At 54.8% G+C, this 17,382-nt stretch carries 17 protein-coding genes; 10 read left to right on the top strand and 7 right to left on the bottom strand.

What is annotated here, in order from left to right; translation table 11 throughout:
* The first annotated feature begins 53 nt into the window (after nt 1-53).
* The 3 genes from aroP (at nt 54) to JTA15_RS21270 (ending at nt 3,947) form a co-directional block, all read left to right on the top strand.
* Entirely contained in the window at nt 54-1,424 is a 1,371-nt protein-coding gene (gene aroP, locus JTA15_RS21280) for an aromatic amino acid transporter AroP (RefSeq protein ID WP_014168651.1), read from the top strand.
* 164 nt (nt 1,425-1,588) lie between these two features.
* Nucleotides 1,589-2,986: a glycoside-pentoside-hexuronide (GPH):cation symporter gene (locus tag JTA15_RS21275; RefSeq protein ID WP_014168649.1), complete on the top strand. Its 1,398-nt coding sequence runs from the start codon at nt 1,589-1,591 to the stop codon at nt 2,984-2,986.
* Nucleotides 2,987-2,996: 10 nt separating this feature from the next.
* A complete protein-coding gene (locus JTA15_RS21270; protein ID WP_050737498.1) occupies nt 2,997-3,947 on the top strand; it encodes a family 43 glycosylhydrolase in 951 nt (316 codons plus the stop codon).
* A gap of 18 nt (nt 3,948-3,965) precedes the next feature.
* On the opposite strand, the gene ampE is transcribed toward JTA15_RS21270, so the two are convergent.
* Nucleotides 3,966-4,820, bottom strand: a complete 855-nt coding sequence (gene ampE / locus JTA15_RS21265; RefSeq protein ID WP_025205391.1) for a beta-lactamase regulator AmpE — start codon at nt 4,818-4,820, stop codon at nt 3,966-3,968.
* Nucleotides 4,821-4,829: 9 nt separating this feature from the next.
* Nucleotides 4,830-5,381, bottom strand: a complete 552-nt coding sequence (gene ampD / locus JTA15_RS21260) for a 1,6-anhydro-N-acetylmuramyl-L-alanine amidase AmpD (RefSeq protein WP_219372696.1) — start codon at nt 5,379-5,381, stop codon at nt 4,830-4,832.
* Between the two features lie 87 nt (nt 5,382-5,468).
* Between ampD and nadC the strand changes: the two genes are divergently transcribed.
* From nadC to hofC, 4 genes are all read left to right on the top strand, one after another.
* Entirely contained in the window at nt 5,469-6,362 is an 894-nt protein-coding gene (gene nadC, locus JTA15_RS21255) for a carboxylating nicotinate-nucleotide diphosphorylase (protein ID WP_032681658.1), read from the top strand.
* Nucleotides 6,363-6,535: 173 nt separating this feature from the next.
* Nucleotides 6,536-6,973: a prepilin peptidase-dependent pilin gene (gene ppdD / locus JTA15_RS21250; protein ID WP_014168644.1), complete on the top strand. Its 438-nt coding sequence runs from the start codon at nt 6,536-6,538 to the stop codon at nt 6,971-6,973.
* Between the two features lie 10 nt (nt 6,974-6,983).
* On the top strand, nt 6,984-8,366 hold the full coding sequence (gene gspE, locus JTA15_RS21245; RefSeq protein WP_025205399.1) for a type II secretion system protein GspE: 1,383 nt from the start codon (nt 6,984-6,986) through the stop codon (nt 8,364-8,366).
* Nucleotides 8,356-9,540, top strand: a complete 1,185-nt coding sequence (gene hofC, locus JTA15_RS21240) for a protein transport protein HofC (RefSeq protein WP_219372695.1) — start codon at nt 8,356-8,358, stop codon at nt 9,538-9,540. The genes gspE and hofC overlap by 11 nt, the downstream gene beginning before the upstream one ends.
* 33 nt (nt 9,541-9,573) lie before the next feature.
* Here the strand turns inward: hofC and JTA15_RS21235 are convergent, their stop codons facing one another.
* Nucleotides 9,574-10,617, bottom strand: a complete 1,044-nt coding sequence (locus JTA15_RS21235) for a GMP reductase (RefSeq protein ID WP_032679625.1) — start codon at nt 10,615-10,617, stop codon at nt 9,574-9,576.
* Between the two features lie 228 nt (nt 10,618-10,845).
* Here JTA15_RS21235 and coaE point away from each other — a divergent pair, with 228 nt between their 5' ends.
* The 3 genes from coaE to yacG are packed head-to-tail and all read left to right on the top strand — an operon-like array spanning nt 10,846 to nt 12,413.
* Nucleotides 10,846-11,466: a dephospho-CoA kinase gene (coaE, locus tag JTA15_RS21230; protein WP_219372694.1), complete on the top strand. Its 621-nt coding sequence runs from the start codon at nt 10,846-10,848 to the stop codon at nt 11,464-11,466.
* Nucleotides 11,466-12,209 carry a cell division protein ZapD gene (gene zapD / locus JTA15_RS21225; RefSeq protein WP_014168639.1) on the top strand — a complete coding sequence of 248 codons (744 nt, stop codon included), beginning with the start codon at nt 11,466-11,468 and terminating at the stop codon, nt 12,207-12,209. Before coaE ends, zapD begins: the two co-directional genes overlap by 1 nt.
* A gap of 9 nt (nt 12,210-12,218) precedes the next feature.
* Nucleotides 12,219-12,413, top strand: a complete 195-nt coding sequence (gene yacG / locus JTA15_RS21220) for a DNA gyrase inhibitor YacG (protein ID WP_020882580.1) — start codon at nt 12,219-12,221, stop codon at nt 12,411-12,413.
* Between the two features lies 1 nt (nt 12,414).
* On the opposite strand, the gene mutT is transcribed toward yacG, so the two are convergent.
* The 4 genes from mutT to lpxC all read right to left on the bottom strand — a co-directional run bounded on the left by mutT (nt 12,415) and on the right by lpxC (nt 17,335).
* Nucleotides 12,415-12,807 (bottom strand): 8-oxo-dGTP diphosphatase MutT, encoded by a 393-nt coding sequence (mutT, locus tag JTA15_RS21215; protein ID WP_014168637.1) that lies wholly within the window; start codon nt 12,805-12,807, stop codon nt 12,415-12,417.
* A 57-nt stretch (nt 12,808-12,864) separates the two neighbouring features.
* Nucleotides 12,865-15,570, bottom strand: coding sequence for a preprotein translocase subunit SecA (gene secA, locus JTA15_RS21210; protein ID WP_014168636.1), 2,706 nt, complete (start codon nt 15,568-15,570; stop codon nt 12,865-12,867).
* A gap of 60 nt (nt 15,571-15,630) precedes the next feature.
* Nucleotides 15,631-16,134 carry a secA translation cis-regulator SecM gene (secM, locus tag JTA15_RS21205; protein ID WP_165569255.1) on the bottom strand — a complete coding sequence of 168 codons (504 nt, stop codon included), beginning with the start codon at nt 16,132-16,134 and terminating at the stop codon, nt 15,631-15,633.
* A gap of 283 nt (nt 16,135-16,417) precedes the next feature.
* A complete protein-coding gene (gene lpxC / locus JTA15_RS21200; RefSeq protein WP_014168633.1) occupies nt 16,418-17,335 on the bottom strand; it encodes a UDP-3-O-acyl-N-acetylglucosamine deacetylase in 918 nt (305 codons plus the stop codon).
* Between the last annotated feature and the right edge of the window lie 47 nt (nt 17,336-17,382).

Genomic DNA, 17,382 nt, shown 5'->3' with positions numbered 1-17,382 from the left:
TTCATAATTACACACGCGTCGCGTGAACATAACAACCACACACGAGGTTTCAAATGGAAGCTCAACAGCACGGCGATCAGCTAAAGCGCGGTCTGAAGAACCGCCATATACAGCTAATCGCACTGGGCGGTGCTATTGGCACTGGACTGTTTCTGGGAAGTGCATCCGTTATCCAGTCTGCCGGTCCCGGCATTATTTTGGGTTACGCCATTGCCGGTTTTATCGCTTTTCTGATTATGCGCCAGTTAGGTGAAATGGTCGTTGAAGAGCCGGTTGCGGGCTCTTTCAGCCACTTTGCCTATAAGTACTGGGGCAGTTTCGCCGGTTTCGCGTCAGGCTGGAACTACTGGGTGTTGTACGTTCTGGTTGCCATGGCTGAACTGACCGCCGTCGGGAAATACATTCAGTTCTGGTACCCGGAGATCCCCACCTGGGCTTCTGCTGCGGCCTTCTTCGTCATTATTAACGCCATCAACCTCACCAACGTTAAAGTCTTCGGTGAGATGGAGTTCTGGTTTGCCATCATCAAAGTGGTTGCCGTCGTGGCGATGATCATCTTTGGCGGCTGGCTGCTGTTTAGCGGCAACGGTGGCCCGCAGGCCACGGTACGCAACCTCTGGGAACAGGGCGGCTTCCTGCCTCACGGCATGACGGGCCTCGTGATGATGATGGCAATCATTATGTTCTCCTTCGGTGGTCTGGAGCTGGTCGGCATCACCGCAGCTGAAGCCGACAACCCGGAACAGAGCATCCCGAAAGCGACCAACCAGGTTATCTACCGTATTCTGATTTTCTATGTGGGCTCACTGGCCGTTCTGCTCTCTCTGCTGCCGTGGACGCGCGTTACTGCCGACACCAGCCCGTTTGTCCTGATTTTCCACGAGCTGGGCGATACCGTCGTGGCGAATGCGCTCAACATCGTGGTGCTGACGGCGGCGCTGTCGGTCTATAACAGCTGCGTATACTGCAACAGCCGTATGCTGTTCGGCCTGGCCCAGCAGGGTAACGCGCCGAAGATGCTGCTCAACGTCGACAAGCGTGGCGTTCCGGTGAACACCATCATCGTTTCGGCGATCGTAACGGCGCTGTGTGTCCTGATTAACTATCTGGCCCCGGAATCGGCGTTTGGCCTGCTGATGGCGCTGGTGGTCTCTGCCCTGGTTATCAACTGGGCGATGATCAGCCTGGCACACATCAAGTTCCGCCGTGCCAAGCATCAGCAGGGTGTGAAGACTCGCTTCCCTGCCCTGCTCTATCCGCTGGGCAACTGGATCTGTCTGCTGTTTATGGCGGGAGTGCTGGTCATCATGCTGCTGACCCCGGGTATGGCAATCTCGGTGTACCTGATCCCAGTCTGGGTTGCCGTTCTTGGTATCGGCTATCTGTTTAGCCAGAAAAGCCGCAATGCCCTGAAAGCTCACTAAGTCTCCCCCGCGGTATCTGCGTTTTGCAGGTACCGCGTGTTGTTACCTCCCTCACAGTTTCACGCCAACAGCGCATTTATCCATATCACCGCCCTGATACTGCAACGCATATATTCGTTTGCCAGCAAATAATTCTCTCCATACCGTAACCCGGAGAGCAGTCTATGGATAACGCTAAACTGTCAGTAAAAGAAAAGATCGGCTATGGGATGGGCGATGCAGGTTGCAACATCATCTTTGGCGCCATCATGTTGTTTGTTAATTATTTTTATACCGATATTTTTGGCCTGGCGCCTGCACTGGTCGGCGTACTGCTGCTGTCTGTCCGCGTAATTGATGCCGTAACGGATCCGATTATGGGGGCCATCGCCGACCGTACCCGCAGTAAATATGGCCGGTTTCGTCCATGGCTGCTGTGGATAGCCTTTCCCTATGCGCTGTTCAGCATCCTGATGTTCACCACACCAGAGTGGAGCTACAACAGCAAAGTTATCTATGCCTTCGTCACCTATTTCCTGCTCTCTTTAACCTATACGGCAATCAACATTCCTTATTGCTCGTTAGGCGGCGTGATTACCAACGATCCGCAGGAACGTGTTGCCTGCCAGTCCTATCGCTTTGTGCTGGTAGGTATCGCCACGCTGCTGCTGTCGCTGACGCTGTTACCGATGGCCGACTGGTTTGGTGGCGACAACAAAGCCAAAGGCTACCAGATGGCAATGACCGTGCTGGCGCTGATTGGTACCGGTATGTTTCTGTTCTGCTTCTATACCGTTCGCGAGCGTGTACGCCCGGCGGTACAGACTCATGACGAGCTGAAAAACGACCTGAAAGACGTGTGGAAGAACGACCAGTGGGTGCGCATTCTGCTGCTAACCCTGTGCAACGTGTGCCCGGGCTTTATCCGCATGGCGGCCACGATGTACTACGTGACCTGGGTTATGGGCCAGAGTACTCATTTCGCCACGCTGTTTATCAGCCTGGGCGTGGTTGGCATGATGCTCGGCAGTATGCTGGCGAAAGTCCTCACCGACCGCTGGTGTAAGCTGAAAGTGTTCTTCTGGACCAACATCGTGCTGGCGATTTTCTCCTGCGCCTTCTATTTCTTCGATCCGAAAGCCACGGTCACTATTGTGGTGCTCTACTTCCTGCTGAACATCCTGCACCAGATCCCGTCTCCGCTGCACTGGTCGCTGATGGCCGACGTCGATGACTACGGTGAGTGGAAAACCGGTAAGCGCATCACCGGGATCAGCTTCTCCGGTAACATCTTCTTCCTCAAACTGGGGCTGGCGATTGCCGGTGCGATGGTTGGTTTCCTGCTCTCCTGGTACGGTTATGACGCGGGGGCGAAAGCGCAAAGTCCGGATGCCATCAACGGCATTGTATTGCTGTTTACCGTGATTCCGGGCGTCGGGTATCTCATTACCGCAGGCGTGGTACGTCTGCTGAAGGTTGACCGCGAAACGATGAAGCAGATCCAGGAAGACCTCGAGAAGCGTCGCAACAATTATCGCGAGCTGAATAATTATCAGGAACTCAAAGCCGCTGAGACGAAATAAGGAAAGCCGAATGCACACCTGGCCAAACCCGTTTATTGAACAACGTGCCGACCCCTATATTCTGCACCACGAGGGGCTGTACTACTTTATCGCCTCCGTGCCGCAGTACGACAGGCTCGAGATCCGTCGCGCCGACTCGCTGGAAGGACTACGCGATGCCGAAGAGGTCGTGGTCTGGCGTAAACCGGAGACCGGGCCGATGAGCCAGCTGATCTGGGCACCGGAACTGCACCACATTGACGGTAAGTGGTATATCTATTTTGCCGCCACCCATACCCAGGCGCTGGACAGCCTCGGGATGTTCCAGCACCGTATGTTTGCGCTGGAGTGTGCGGACCACGATCCCCTCACCGGGACGTGGATCGAGAAAGGCCAGATTACCACCCCGTTCGACACCTTCGCACTGGACGCCACCACGTTCGTCCATCAGGGAAAACGCTGGTATTTGTGGGCACAAAAAGCCCCGGATATCTCCGGAAACTCCAACCTCTATCTGTGCGAAATGGCGAATCCGTGGACGCTCAAAGGCGAGCCGGTGATGCTCAGTAAACCGGAGTATGACTGGGAATGCCGCGGATTTTGGGTCAACGAAGGTCCGGCAGTGCTGTTTCACGAAGATAAGCTGTTTATCAGCTACTCCGCCAGCGCTACGGATGAGAACTATTGCATGGGGTTACTGTGGATAGACATGAACGCCGATCCGCAAAATCCGGCGAACTGGCATAAAGCGTCGCGTCCGGTTTTCCGAACCAGCGTCGAGAATCGTCAGTTTGGGCCCGGGCATAACAGCTTTACGCAAACGCCGGAGGGAGAAGACGTGCTGGTCTACCACGCGCGAAACTACACCGAGATTGAAGGCGACCCGCTCTATGACCCGAATCGTCACACGCGTCTGAAATGCGTGCGCTGGGACGAAAACGGGATGCCTGATTTTGGCATCCCGCCTGCTGATACGCTCTGACCGGTACGGCGCGCTGGCTTAGACCAGCGTGCCGTAAATGGTCAGCAACGCCACGACCACGACCACCACAAACGACGTTTTCTTCGCCATGGAGACAGCCGCTTTCGGCGTTTCAATCTTGTCGGTATGCGGCTCACGCGCCAGCGAGAACTGCGCCAGACGTGTTAACACCTGATACTGAGACGTGTGGCGGTCGGCAAGCGAAGCAAACCATGCCGGCAGCGCTTTTTCACCGTGGCCAATTAACGCATAAACGACGCCCACCAGACGTACCGGGAGCCAGTCCAGCACATGCAGAATGGCATCGATTCCCGACAATAAACGTTCATGCGGGGTAAGGTAACGGGCAAGCCAGGTCTGCCAGGCGCGCAGAAACGCATAGCCCATCAGCAGTACCGGCCCCCACGGACCGCCCACCACAAACCAGAACAGCGGTGCCAGGTAGTAACGGAAGTTGATCCACAGTAGCGCATTTTGCAGTTCGCGCAAAAATTCACGCTCATCGCAATCCGGCGGCACGCCGTGGATCATCGTCAGCTCACTCGCCATGGCGCCCCGCGCATGGGCATCGTCACGGGATGCGGCTTTCAGATAGGCGTGGTAGTGCATACGCACCTTGCCCGCGCCAATACAGAGCACGCCGAGCAGGATCCACACCACCAGCAGCGGCACGTTGAAAAAGAGGCCGTAAAGCGAACGCAGCAGTAAAAACGTTATAACCATCACGCCAGCGGTCATCAGCAGCGTGCGCAGCATGGAAAAATGTTTAATCCGGCGGAAAAGCACCTCCAGCCGGTGATCCAGATGCCAGTGCTCACCGAGTTTGAACAGGCGTTCAGCGATGATAACCAGCAGCATGGTAAACAACGTCATGTTATCTCCTTATTCTGACGACGCGGTAAGCAAGGCGCGAAACCGGGGCCAGTCAAAAGCCGGGCCGGGATCGGTTTTTCTCGCCGGGGCAATATCGCTGTGTCCCGTAATATTCCCGGCTATCGCGGGATAGAGCCCGATCAGCGTGTGGGTTACAGCCACCAACTGTTGATACTGTGAATCGGTGTAGGGGGTGGTGTCAGTGCCTTCCAGCTCAATCCCGATGGAAAAATCATTGCAGCGTTCGCGTCCCTGGTACATCGACACGCCGGCATGCCAGGCGCGCTTATCAAAAGGGACGTACTGAACCACTTCGCCGTCGCGACGGATCAGACAGTGAGCCGACACGCGCAGATGCGCAATCTCAGCAAAGAAAGGATGGGCATCAGGATCCAGGGTCCCCGTGAATAACGCGTCGATCCACGGGCCGCCAAACTCACCCGGCGGGAGACTGATATTATGAACAACCAGCAGTGTGGGCTTTTCATCCTCCGGGCGGCAGTCGTGGTGCGGCGAGGGCACATGCCGCGCATCCACCAGCCATCCGTTTTCTAACAACATGCTGGAACTCCTTATGTATGGTGCTGTTACTCGGTTCAGAGTAGCATGTTTCAATATTATGATTCGTTACCAATTTGGAGTTTTATCATGCCGCCTCGCCGTTACAACCCCGACAACCGACGTGAAGCGCTTCTGGAACGTATTAGTATGGATATTCCGGCAAGCGTTGCCCATGCCCTGAAAGAAGATCTGGGCGGTGACGTCAGCGCCGACAGGGATATTACCGCACAATTATTGCCAAAAGAGACTCGCTCACATGCGGTCATTATTACGCGCGAAGAGGGGATTTTTTGCGGTAAGCGTTGGGTTGAAGAGGTCTTTACCCAACTGGCAGGCGATGAGGTGCAGATCACCTGGCATGTCGACGACGGTGATGCGATTACGGCAAATCAGCCGCTGTTCGAACTTGATGGGCCTTCCCGCGTACTGCTGACCGGCGAACGAACCGCGCTGAACTTCGTGCAGACGTTGTCCGGCGTGGCAAGCGAAGTGCGTCGCTACGTTGACCTGCTGGCGGGTACCCGCACGCAGTTGCTGGATACCCGCAAAACGCTACCAGGTCTGCGCACTGCGTTGAAATACGCGGTGCTCTGTGGCGGCGGTGCAAACCATCGTCTGGGGTTATCTGACGCGTTCCTGATTAAAGAAAACCATATCATTGCCTCGGGATCCGTGCGTCAGGCGGTCGAAAAAGCCTTCTGGCTGCATCCGGATGTGCCCGTCGAAGTGGAAGTCGAAAACCTGGAGGAGCTGGAGCAGGCTATCAAGGCCGGCGCCGATATCATCATGCTTGATAACTTCGAAACCGGGCAGATGCGCGAGGCGGTAAAACTGACTAACGGCAAAGCCCAGCTTGAAGTATCCGGCAACGTGACGTTTGATACGATCCGTGAATTCGCCGAGACCGGCGTTGATTTCATCTCCGTTGGGGCGCTGACCAAGCACGTTCGCGCCCTCGACCTCTCGATGCGCTTCAAATAATGATCCTCCCCTCTCGTTGCGGAGAGGGGAAATTCACTCCCGCTCGCAAAACCATTGCCCTATCCTGCAACACGCCACGAATTCCCTGAAAGCCCCTTCACGTTCCTTTTTTTGCCCCTCGTTTCTGCGCTGTCTCACTGCCAGAGTAGCCCTACTTAACGTAAGGAGCAGACATGGACAGACAACAAGGATTCACACTCATTGAGCTGATGGTGGTGATCGGCATTATTGCCATTCTGAGCGCCATCGGCGTTCCCGCGTACCAGAACTACCTGCGAAAAGCAGCGTTGACCGATATGCTGCAAACCTTCATTCCCTACCGCACCGCCATTGAGCTTTGCGCCCTGGATCACGGCGGCGTGGAGAGCTGTGACGGAGGCAGTAATGGCATCCCGTCCCCCACCACTACCCGCTACGTTTCAGGCATGAACGTGGCGAAAGGCGTCGTGACCTTAACCGGCCAGGAGAGCCTTAATGGGCTGGAGGTGGTCATGACGCCACAATGGAGTGACGGCAACGGCATGACGGGGTGGACGCGTGACTGCAACATCGGTACCGACAGCGCGCTCAAGCAGGCCTGTGAAGACGTTTTCCGCTTCGACACCCACTAAGGAGCGGATGATGAATACCGATCAGCTTGTCGCACTTTGTCTGCGTCACCATGCCCTTCTGCTGAGTAGCGATAGCGACATGATTAGCATTGCCGTCGTGGGAAACCCCGGCCCTGAACTGATGGAAGCCCTGCGTTTCGCTACCCAGAAACGGATTGATATCGAGTGCTGGAGCGCCGAGCGCATGGAAAAGCACCGGCAGTTAACCACACAAACGCATCTGCCCGTCGTTACGCCGACACACTCAGCGGTGGATATTCTTAACCACACGCTGCAGCAGGCGATAAACCAACGCGCTTCTGATATTCATATTGAACCGATGGAGCAAACTTGCCAGATTCGCCTGCGCATCGACGGCGTGCTTTGCCCGCAGCCCCCACTTTCAGCCGCGCTGGCCACCATGCTCAGCGCCCGGTTAAAAGTGCTGGGTAACCTCGATATTGCGGAGCGCCGCTTACCGCAGGACGGTCAGTTTACGATTGAGCTGGCAAACGAGCCGGTCTCATTTCGCATCGCCACACTTCCCTGCAGTGGGGGTGAAAAAATTGTACTGCGCCTGCTGCATCAGGTTCAGCAATCTCTTGAGCCGGAAACGTTGGGGATGAATGCTAAACAGCTGGCCGGCTTTAGCGAAGTGCTCCACCAGCCGCAGGGGCTGATTCTGGTTACCGGCCCCACCGGCAGCGGTAAAACCGTAACGCTGTACAGCGCGCTGCAGGCTCGAAACACGCCGGATGTGAACATCTGCAGCGTGGAAGACCCGATAGAGATCCCGCTTGCAGGATTAAACCAGACGCAGATAAACCCGCGTGCGGGCCTTACCTTCCAGACGGTGCTGAGAGCGCTGCTACGTCAGGATCCTGACATCATTATGGTCGGCGAAATTCGTGATGGCGAAACGGCAGAGATTGCCATTAATGCCGCACAAACCGGGCATCTGGTGTTGTCGACGCTACACACCAACTCGACGGCGGAAACCCTGATCCGCCTGCAGCAGATGGGGGTGGCGCGATGGATGATCTCTTCCGCCCTCTCGCTGGTCATCGCCCAGCGGCTGGTGCGCCGTTTATGCCCCCATTGCCGCCAGGAAACCGACAAGCGGGCAGAACTGCCTCGCTCCGTTTGGCCCCGGCCGCTACCGCGCTGGCAACCCACCGGCTGTGAGCGCTGTTATCACGGTTTTTATGGTCGCGTCGCCATTTTTGAAGTGCTCGTCATTGACCAGACACTCCGGCAGGCCATTGCCAGCGGAGCGGGGTCAGAGGTGATAGAGGCCAGCGCCCGTCAGGCAGGAATGACATCCCTTTTCGAACATGGCTGTATGGCTGTTGAACAGGGACTGACCACGCTCGAAGAGTTGCTGCGTATCCTGGGAATGCCCGATGGCTGCTAATCACCTCTGGCGCTGGCGTGCGCTATCCGTTGAAGGAGAGCCCCGAAGCGGGGCTCTGTGGGCAACTGACCGCAATGCGGCTTTCGACAGGCTGATGCGCAAAGCGCTGCATCCTCTGACAATCACCCGCTGCACGCAGAGGTATCGCTGGCGACCACATCACCGCTACGAGGTATTTCACCAGCTCGCCACGCTTTTGCAGGCGGGCCTGACACTGTCTGACAGCCTGCAGATGCTGGCGGACCAGCATCCGATAACACCCTGGCAGGCACTCCTGCAAAGCCTTGCCGATGAGCTGAGTGAAGGATGCCCTTTTTCTGAGGCGCTGAAGCGCTGGCCCGCGGTATTTAGCCCACTGTATGTGTCGATGGTGAAGACCGGCGAGCTAACCGGGAAGCTGGAGACGTGCTGCCGTGAACTTGCCCAGCAACAAAAATCACAGCAGCAACTCAGTGCGAAAGTGAAAAAGGCACTGCGTTACCCGATGGTAATCCTGGCTCTGGCGGTACTCGTGGTGCTGGCCATGGTCACTCTGGTCTTGCCCGAATTCGCCGCCATCTACAAAACGTTTAATACCCCGCTCCCGATGCTGACACAAATAGTCATGGGAATGGCAACGTTTATACAGTCCTATGCCCTCGCGCTGTTCGCGGGGCTACTCCTTCCTGTGAGCATCGCCTGGGCTTGGCGGCAGGATCCACGCTGGCAACACGTACTGCTGCATATCCCCGTCATGGGTGCACTGGCTAAAGGACAAAAGCTGGGGCAAATTTTTACCGTGCTGTCGCTCACGCAGCAGGCGGGCATCGCTTTTTTAAAGGGTCTGGAGAGTGCAGAAGAGACGGTTGAGAGCAGGTACTGGCAGGGGATACTCCGCGCCATCCGGGAAGACGTTGAAAAGGGTTATCCCCTTTGGGCATCCTTTCAAAAGGCGGCGGTTTTTACTCCGCTGTGTATTCAGCTATTACGAACCGGTGAAACGTCAGGTGCGCTCGATATCATGCTGGTAAACCTGGCGCGTCACCACACGGAGCAAACCTTTCAGTCAGCAGATAACCTGGCTGCCGTGCTGGAGCCTGTGCTGCTGATCGTGACGGGTGTGATTATCGGCACGCTGGTGGTGGCAATGTATCTGCCTATCTTCCATCTCGGGGATGCGATGAGTGCGGGATAACGCTGGCACACGGATGCGCGCCAGCTTACGCGATTACAGGCTATTGAAAACGCGGTTTTCCTGTTCCTGAACGCGGATAAAGGTCGTGCGTTTCGTCAACTCTTTCAGGCGGGATGCCCCCACATAGGTGCAGGCCGAACGCAGGCCACCAAGAATGTCACGTGCGGTATTCTCAACCGGGCCGCGCAGCGGCAGCTTCACGGTTTTGCCTTCTGCCGCACGGTATTTTGCAACGCCACCCACGTGACGGGTCATCGCCGATTCAGAGCTCATACCGTAGAACAGCATAAATTTCTCGCCGTTCTCTTCCACCACGGTACCGCCACTCTCTTCATGACCTGCCAGCATACCGCCAAGCATCACGAAGTCTGCGCCGCCGCCGAAAGCTTTCGCGACATCACCCGGGGTAGTACAACCACCGTCACTGATGATCTGGCCGCCCAGGCCGTGCGCAGCATCGGCACATTCAATAACCGCAGAAAGCTGCGGATAACCGACACCGGTTTTCACACGCGTGGTGCACACGGAACCCGGGCCAATGCCCACTTTGACGATATCTGCGCCAGAGAGGATCAGCTCCTCACACATCTCGCCGGTCACTACGTTACCCGCAATGATGGTTTTGTTCGGCCAGGCTTCACGCGCCTTGCTCACGAACTGCACGAAGTGTTCGGAATAACCATTCGCTACATCAATACAGACGAAGTTCAGCGCGGGGTTACTCTTGAGGATTTGTTTGGTCTTTTCGAAATCGGTATCTGAGGTTCCGGTAGAGACCATCACATGCTTCACGACCTCAGCAGAAGCGGATGCCACAAAGGCGTTCCACTCTTCAGGGCTGTAGTGTTTGTGAACTGCCGTGAGGATGTCGAACTGTGCCAGCGCGGTTGCCATCTCGAAGGTTCCCACGGTATCCATATTGGCAGCGATGATCGGCACGCCAGACCAGGTCTGACCGGAATGTTTAAAGGTGAATTGACGTTCGAGTTCAACGTCTGAGCGACTTTTCAGTGTAGAGCGTTTAGGGCGGATAAGAACGTCTTTGAAACCTAACTTCAGATCTTCTTCGATACGCATGTGCGGATTCCTGGGGTTAGAGGCAAATATGTTAAAAGCACAACTCCAGTGACGTTATCATACGCACTAATACCTGCTCCGCAAGACTGCGAAATTCTCTTTTTTTACGCTACAATCCTATAAATTTACCTGGTAAAAAGCCGGTAAAGAGAGCTAAACATTGGCTGGCACACGTTTGAATTTCAACCAACTGATTTTAATAATGAATAATTCCCAGGATTTGATTTAATGGGGTATACCGTCGCATTAACCGGCGGCATCGGTAGTGGCAAAAGTACCGTTGCGGACGCTTTCGCTCGCCTGGGTATCGCGATTATCGATGCCGATATCATTGCCCGTCAGGTGGTAGAACCGAATACACCCGCGTTAAAGGCCATTGAAGAACATTTTGGCCCGGCCATCATCAATGCGGACGGCACGCTAAATCGCCGGCAGCTTCGCGAATGCATTTTTTCCGATTCTGCGGAAAAGGTCTGGCTTAATGCCCTGCTCCACCCCATTATCCACCAGGAAACCCAGCGTCAGATTGCCGCCGCCCGCTCACCGTATGTGCTGTGGGTAGTTCCGTTGCTGGTAGAAAATCAGCTGCAGAAGAAAGCCGATCGGGTTCTGGTCATTGATGTCCTTCCTGAAACGCAAATCCAGCGAACCATAACGCGCGATCGCGTCTCGCGCGTACATGCCGAACAAATTCTTGCCGCTCAGGCCACGCGCGATCAGCGCCTGGCCGTTGCGGATGATGTTATTGATAATAACGGCGCACCAGATGCCATTGCATCGGATGTTGCCCGTCTGCACGCGCAGTATTTGACCTTCGCCGCGCAGGCCGTTGCACAGGAAAAACCATAATGTCGACTCACATCCTTTTTGAGCATCCACTTAACGAAAAAATGCGTACCTGGCTGCGTATCGAATTTCTTATTCAACAACTCTCGCAACACCTGCCTGTCAACGATCACGCCACTGCGTTGCACTTCTTCCGCAATGTGGGCGACCTGCTGGATGTGATTGAGCGTGGAGATGTTCGCACCGAATTACTGAAAGAACTTGAGCGTCAGCAGCGTAAACTGCAGGCATGGGCGGAAGTCCCGGGTGTTGATCAAAGCCGTATCGATTCCCTGCGTCAGCAGTTAAAAAGCAGTAGCAGCACGTTAATGGCTGCCCCTCGCGTTGGCCAGTTTTTGCGTGAAGATCGCTTGATTGCCCTGGTACGCCAGCGCCTGAGTATACCCGGTGGATGCTGCAGCTTTGACCTGCCGACGCTTCATATGTGGCTGCACATGCCGCAAACGCAGCGTGATGCGCAGGTGAATATCTGGCTGGAAAGCCTGGAGCCGATGCACCGGACGTTATCGCTGATCCTCGATCTTATCCGTAACTCTGCGCCGTTCCGCAAGCAGACCAGCCTGAACGGTTTTTACCAGGATAACGGGGACGATGCCGATCTGCTGCGACTGAACCTTTCGCTCGACGTGCAGCTTTACCCGCAAATCTCCGGGCATAAGAGCCGTTTTGCGATTCGCTTTATGCCGCTGGACAGTGAAAATGGCACCGTGCCGGAACGCCTCGATTTTGAACTGGCCTGTTGTTAAGGAGTGCCAATGTCTGACGTAACCATCGTAAACTGCCCAACCTGTGGCAAAAGTGTTGTCTGGGGCGAAGTGAGCCCATACCGCCCATTCTGCTGTAAACGCTGTCAGTTAATTGACCTGGGCGAATGGGCGGCGGAAGAGAAACGCATTCCGAGTGAAGGCACTCTTTCGGACAGCGATGACTGGAGTGAAGAACAGCAGTAAATTAAACGCCCTGCACTAACCGGGTAATCACAGGCTCATTTGCCGGCGGGAATTTGTCGGCATCGCTTGCCTGCAGTTCAACCCAGTTACCCGGTTGCCCCTCTTTGCCCCAGGGATCCCCCTCCCAGTTTTCCACCAGCCAGAACCAAAGCGTAATGTGACGATCGGGAAACTGGTATTCGAGCTTGTCAAACAGCGTTGCGCCAAGCGGGGTGATCCCCACTTCTTCCTGAAGCTCACGGATCAGCGCCTGTTCCGGCGTTTCGCCTGACTCGATTTTCCCGCCCGGAAACTCCCATTTGTTCGCCATATGGGCGTCGGCGGCGCGCTGGGTGATAAAGAACTGGTTTTGCGGGTTGCGAATAATCCCGACGGCAATTTGCAGTATTTTCATATTGTCACTTCCATAAAAAAGGCGCAGATTTCTGCGCCTTTTTGTTTTGTTATGAATTTAGCTCAGACGACCGTGGCACGCCTTGTATTTTTTACCGGAACCACACGGGCACGGATCGTTGCGGCCAACTTTACGATCGCCAGTCTGGGCCGCGATCGCTGCCGCAGCTTCGCTCTCGTCAGTCTGGTGGCTCAGCTGTTGCATCTGTGCCAGACGCTCAGCTTCTTCACGGCGCTGTTGCTCCATTGCTTCCACTTCTTCTGGCATGCGTACCTGAACTTTGCTCAGGGTGCTGATCACTTCATACTTCAGTGACTCCAGCATGGACGCAAACATGGCGAAGGATTCACGCTTATACTCCTGCTTCGGATCTTTCTGCGCGTAACCACGCAGGTGGATACCCTGACGCAGGTAGTCCATCGCCGCCAGGTGCTCTTTCCACAGGGAGTCCAGCGTTTGCAGCATCACGCCTTTTTCGAAGTGACGCATCATCTCAGCGCCAACGACTTCTTCCTTACGCTTGTATACGTCCAGCGCGGTTTCGAAAATACGTTCACGCAGGGTCTCTTCGTGCAGCTCAGGCTCTTTGTCCAGCCACTCTTTGATTGGCAGTTCGAGGTCGAAGTCGTTTTTCAGGCGTTCCTGCAGACCTTCGATATCCCACATTTCTTCCAGAGACTGCGGTGGAATATGCGCGTCGATAGTCGCTTTGAATACGTCTTCGCGAATGCTGTTGATGGTGTCGCTCACGTCGGACACGTCCAGCAGTTCGTTACGCTGGGTATAGATGGCACGACGCTGGTCGTTGGCCACATCATCATATTCCAGCAGCTGCTTACGAATATCGAAGTTGCGGCTTTCCACTTTACGCTGGGCGTTAGCAATCGCTTTGGTGACCCACGGGTGTTCAATGGCTTCGCCAGGTTTCATACCCAGTTTACGCATCATGCCGGAAACACGGTCGGAGGCGAAAATACGCATCAGCGCATCTTCCATAGACAGGTAGAAGCGGGAAGAACCGGCATCGCCCTGACGACCCGCACGGCCGCGCAGCTGGTTATCGATACGACGAGATTCGTGACGTTCGGTACCAATGATATGCAAACCACCGGATGCCAGCACCGCGTCATGGCGTACCTGCCAGTCCGCTTTAATCTGAGCAATCTGCTCCGGCGTTGGGTTTTCCAGCTCGGCAATCTCTGCCTGCCAGCTACCACCCAGCATAATGTCGGTACCACGACCCGCCATGTTGGTGGCGATTGTTACCGCTGCCGGGTAACCCGCCTGCGCAACGATATCCGCCTCTTTGGCGTGGAATTTCGCGTTAAGAACGTTGTGTTTGATGCCCGCTTTGGTCAACTCATTGGAAACCACTTCGGATTTCTCGATGGAGATTGTCCCCACCAGCACCGGCTGGCCATTAGCGGTACGATCGCGAATATCTTCAATGATCGCCTGAATTTTTTCCGCTTCGGTCATGTACACCAGGTCCGGCATATCCTTACGGATCATTGGGCGGTTGGTTGGAACGACCACGGTATCCAGTTTGTAGATGGAGCTGAATTCAAATGCTTCGGTATCTGCAGTACCGGTCATCCCCGCCAGCTTCTCGTACAAACGGAAGTAGTTCTGGAAGGTAATAGAGGCCAGCGTCTGGTTTTCATTTTGAATATCAACGCCTTCTTTGGCCTCAACGGCCTGGTGCAGACCGTCAGACCAGCGACGTCCCTGCATGGTACGGCCGGTGTGCTCATCAACGATGATAACTTCACCGTCTTTCACGATGTAGTCGACATCACGGGTGAACAGCGCGTGGGCACGCAGCGCGGCAGTGACGTGGTGCATCAGCATAATGTTAGTCGGCGAGTACAGAGACTCGCCCTCTTCCATGATGCCTTCAGCCACCAGCAGCTCTTCAATTTTCACCAGACCGCGTTCGGTCAGGTTCACCTGGCGCGCTTTTTCATCGACAGAGAAGTGACCTTCACCCTGGAAGGTGTCGGAATCTTCTTTCTCCTGACGCAGCAGGTGCGGAATGATTTTATCGACTTTACGGTACATCTCGGAGCTGTCTTCGGCCGGGCCGGAGATGATCAGCGGGGTACGCGCTTCATCGATCAGGATGGAGTCCACCTCATCCACCAGCGCATAGTGCAGTTTACGCTGCACGCGCTCTTCAGGGCTAAACGCCATGTTGTCACGCAGGTAGTCGAAGCCGTATTCGTTGTTGGTACCGTAGGTGATATCCGCGTTATAGGCTTCACGTTTGGCGGGGGCCGGCAGACCGGACATGTTGATGCCAACGGTCATGCCCAGGAATTCGAACAGGGGACGGTTGTTTTCGGCATCACGCTGTGCCAGATAGTCGTTGACAGTAACGACGTGAACGCCTTTACCGGTCAGTGCGTTCAGGTAGGCGGGCAGCGTTGCGGTCAGGGTTTTACCTTCACCGGTACGCATTTCCGCGATGCAGCGCTCGTTAAGCACCATACCACCCAGCAGCTGAACGTCGAAGTGACGCATGCCAAACACACGTTTACTGGCCTCACGCACAACGGCGAAGGCTTCCGGGATCAGGCTTTCCAGCGTTTCGCCTTTTTCAAGACGCGCGCGGAATTCTACGGTTTTCGCTTTCAGCTCGTCATCAGAGAGCTTCTCCATCGCCGGCTCCATGCCATTGATGACGGTAACAGCTTTGCGCATACGGCGCAGGGTACGATCGTTACGACTCCCAAAAACTTTTGTTAACAATTTGATTAGCATAATAAATTCTCAAACGCCCCAGGTTGGGCAGATAAATTAAGGTATTGAAAAAAGGTTAATTTAGCTGAGGCGTTGAGGCCCGGCGCGGATGCCGTGGGCCTGGCTAATCCATGTCGAAACGGAGAAGGTCGCAGGAGGAACGTTAGCGATTTGCGAGGTCTGACGCACCATGACGGGTGGTTGACTGTCCTGCGTAAGCAGCGCGTTAAGCGTGTCCAGCAGAGCAAGATGCTGCGCCTGTACCGGCAGCGTCTCTTCAGCAACAGGCAGTGCCTGCGGAGCCATCGCAAATGACAGATGGCGAATAACGGTACGGATCGCATGCTGGTGCCAGTAATCCACCGAGAAATTCGGGCGGCGATTGGCTTCAAGCCACGCCAGGTTAGTAAAATTAACCCGCGTGTTGAGATCGTGTTTGGTTGTGGAGGTCTTCGTCGGCGTCGCCGCTTCCGCACTGTTGCTGAGCGCAGGCAAGCCGAAACTCGCCGCGACCATCCCTAATAAGAGATGCGGCCAGAAGTAACGTCTGCCAAATTGTCGCCAGCGCGTCAGTATTCCGCTCACTTGCTCCACCACATTAAGCCAGCCTTCAACAGGCTGAATTCAATTATTCTTTTAAGCGCCCAGATATTACCACTAAAGCCAATACACAGCAGCAGGAATGACGTATTGCTGCGGGGAAAAACGGTCAAGAATGCAGCTAACGCACAGATTTTCTGCACCGGGCAAACGAGAAGTGACGCTGGGGCAAATAAATGAAGAAAGGTAAAAATAAAAACGACTGGTCTCCCTGGTCGGAGAGAGTACCAGGTTAACCAGTCGATTTTTTACGAAACGGCTTTAACCGTTACGCCAGTACCGTGTTCGGTGCTTTGAAGGCCAGCGGCAGCTCAGCTTCGTCTTCAAAGGTCACATATTCCCAGGCTTCCTGTTTTGCCAGGACTGCCTGCAACAGTTTGTTGTTCAGTGCATGACCGGATTTAAACGCGGTAAATGCACCAATGATGTTGTGACCACACATAAACAGGTCGCCGATAGCATCCAGCATTTTGTGACGAACGAATTCATCTTCAAAACGCAGACCATCTTCGTTCAGTACGCGATAATCGTCAACAACGATGGCACAATCGAAGCTGCCGCCCAGGCACAGGCCGCGGGACTGCAGATATTCGATATCACGCATGAAGCCAAACGTACGGGCACGGCTGATCTGGCGCATAAACGCATCAGCAGAGAAGTTCATCGCATAGCGTTGGGTGCTGGCATCAATCGCCGGATGGTTAAAATCGATGGTAAAGTCCAACGAGAAACCATTGTACGGTTTGAATTCAGCCCATTTGTCGCCATCTTCGACGCGAACGGTCTCTTTGATACGAACAAATTTTTTCGCGCAGTTCAGTTCTTCGATGCCGGCATCCAGCAACAGATAGACGAACGGAGCAGCACTACCATCCATGATCGGGATTTCTGGCGCATCGACTTCAACCATAATGTTGTCGATACCCAGACCCGCCAGGGCGGCGTTCAGGTGCTCTACGGTAGAAATCCGCACGTCATGCTCGTTCACCAGACAAGTACAGAGCATAGTATCACGCACAGATTTGGCATCGGCCGGAAAGTCTACCGGTGGATTCAAGTCGGTGCGACGATAGATGACCCCGGTATTGGCCGGCGCAGGGCGTAACGTCAGTGTGACTTTCTTGCCGGTATGTAAACCGACACCAGTCGCCTGAACGATACGTTTAAGTGTCCTTTGTTTGATCATCGTATAATCTCGCCAAATTAACTATCCAACCGAAAGTGTATATCACT

It is taken from the genome of Enterobacter sp. BIDMC 29 (genome assembly GCF_019378755.1).
Taxonomy (GTDB): Bacteria; Pseudomonadota; Gammaproteobacteria; order Enterobacterales; family Enterobacteriaceae; genus Enterobacter; species Enterobacter ludwigii.
Note: the sequence above shows the minus strand (reverse complement) of the source record. Positions and strands in the feature narration are given on the sequence as shown.

Bases quoted from the DNA above. Each gene is read 5' to 3' on its own strand.
- nadC (WP_032681658.1), top strand. From the start codon at position 5,469: ATGCCGCCTCGCCGTTACAACCCCGACAACCGACGTGAAGCGCTTCTG.
- ampD (WP_219372696.1), bottom strand. From the start codon at position 5,381: ATGTTGTTAGAAAACGGATGGCTGGTGGATGCGCGGCATGTGCCCTCG.
- yacG (WP_020882580.1), top strand. From the start codon at position 12,219: ATGTCTGACGTAACCATCGTAAACTGCCCAACCTGTGGCAAAAGTGTT.
- ppdD (WP_014168644.1), top strand. From the start codon at position 6,536: ATGGACAGACAACAAGGATTCACACTCATTGAGCTGATGGTGGTGATC.
- aroP (WP_014168651.1), top strand. From the start codon at position 54: ATGGAAGCTCAACAGCACGGCGATCAGCTAAAGCGCGGTCTGAAGAAC.
- coaE (WP_219372694.1), top strand. From the start codon at position 10,846: ATGGGGTATACCGTCGCATTAACCGGCGGCATCGGTAGTGGCAAAAGT.
- mutT (WP_014168637.1), bottom strand. From the start codon at position 12,807: ATGAAAATACTGCAAATTGCCGTCGGGATTATTCGCAACCCGCAAAAC.
- JTA15_RS21235 (WP_032679625.1), bottom strand. From the start codon at position 10,617: ATGCGTATCGAAGAAGATCTGAAGTTAGGTTTCAAAGACGTTCTTATC.
- lpxC (WP_014168633.1), bottom strand. From the start codon at position 17,335: ATGATCAAACAAAGGACACTTAAACGTATCGTTCAGGCGACTGGTGTC.
- JTA15_RS21275 (WP_014168649.1), top strand. From the start codon at position 1,589: ATGGATAACGCTAAACTGTCAGTAAAAGAAAAGATCGGCTATGGGATG.
- secA (WP_014168636.1), bottom strand. From the start codon at position 15,570: ATGCTAATCAAATTGTTAACAAAAGTTTTTGGGAGTCGTAACGATCGT.
- gspE (WP_025205399.1), top strand. From the start codon at position 6,984: ATGAATACCGATCAGCTTGTCGCACTTTGTCTGCGTCACCATGCCCTT.
- hofC (WP_219372695.1), top strand. From the start codon at position 8,356: ATGGCTGCTAATCACCTCTGGCGCTGGCGTGCGCTATCCGTTGAAGGA.
- zapD (WP_014168639.1), top strand. From the start codon at position 11,466: ATGTCGACTCACATCCTTTTTGAGCATCCACTTAACGAAAAAATGCGT.
- ampE (WP_025205391.1), bottom strand. From the start codon at position 4,820: ATGACGTTGTTTACCATGCTGCTGGTTATCATCGCTGAACGCCTGTTC.
- JTA15_RS21270 (WP_050737498.1), top strand. From the start codon at position 2,997: ATGCACACCTGGCCAAACCCGTTTATTGAACAACGTGCCGACCCCTAT.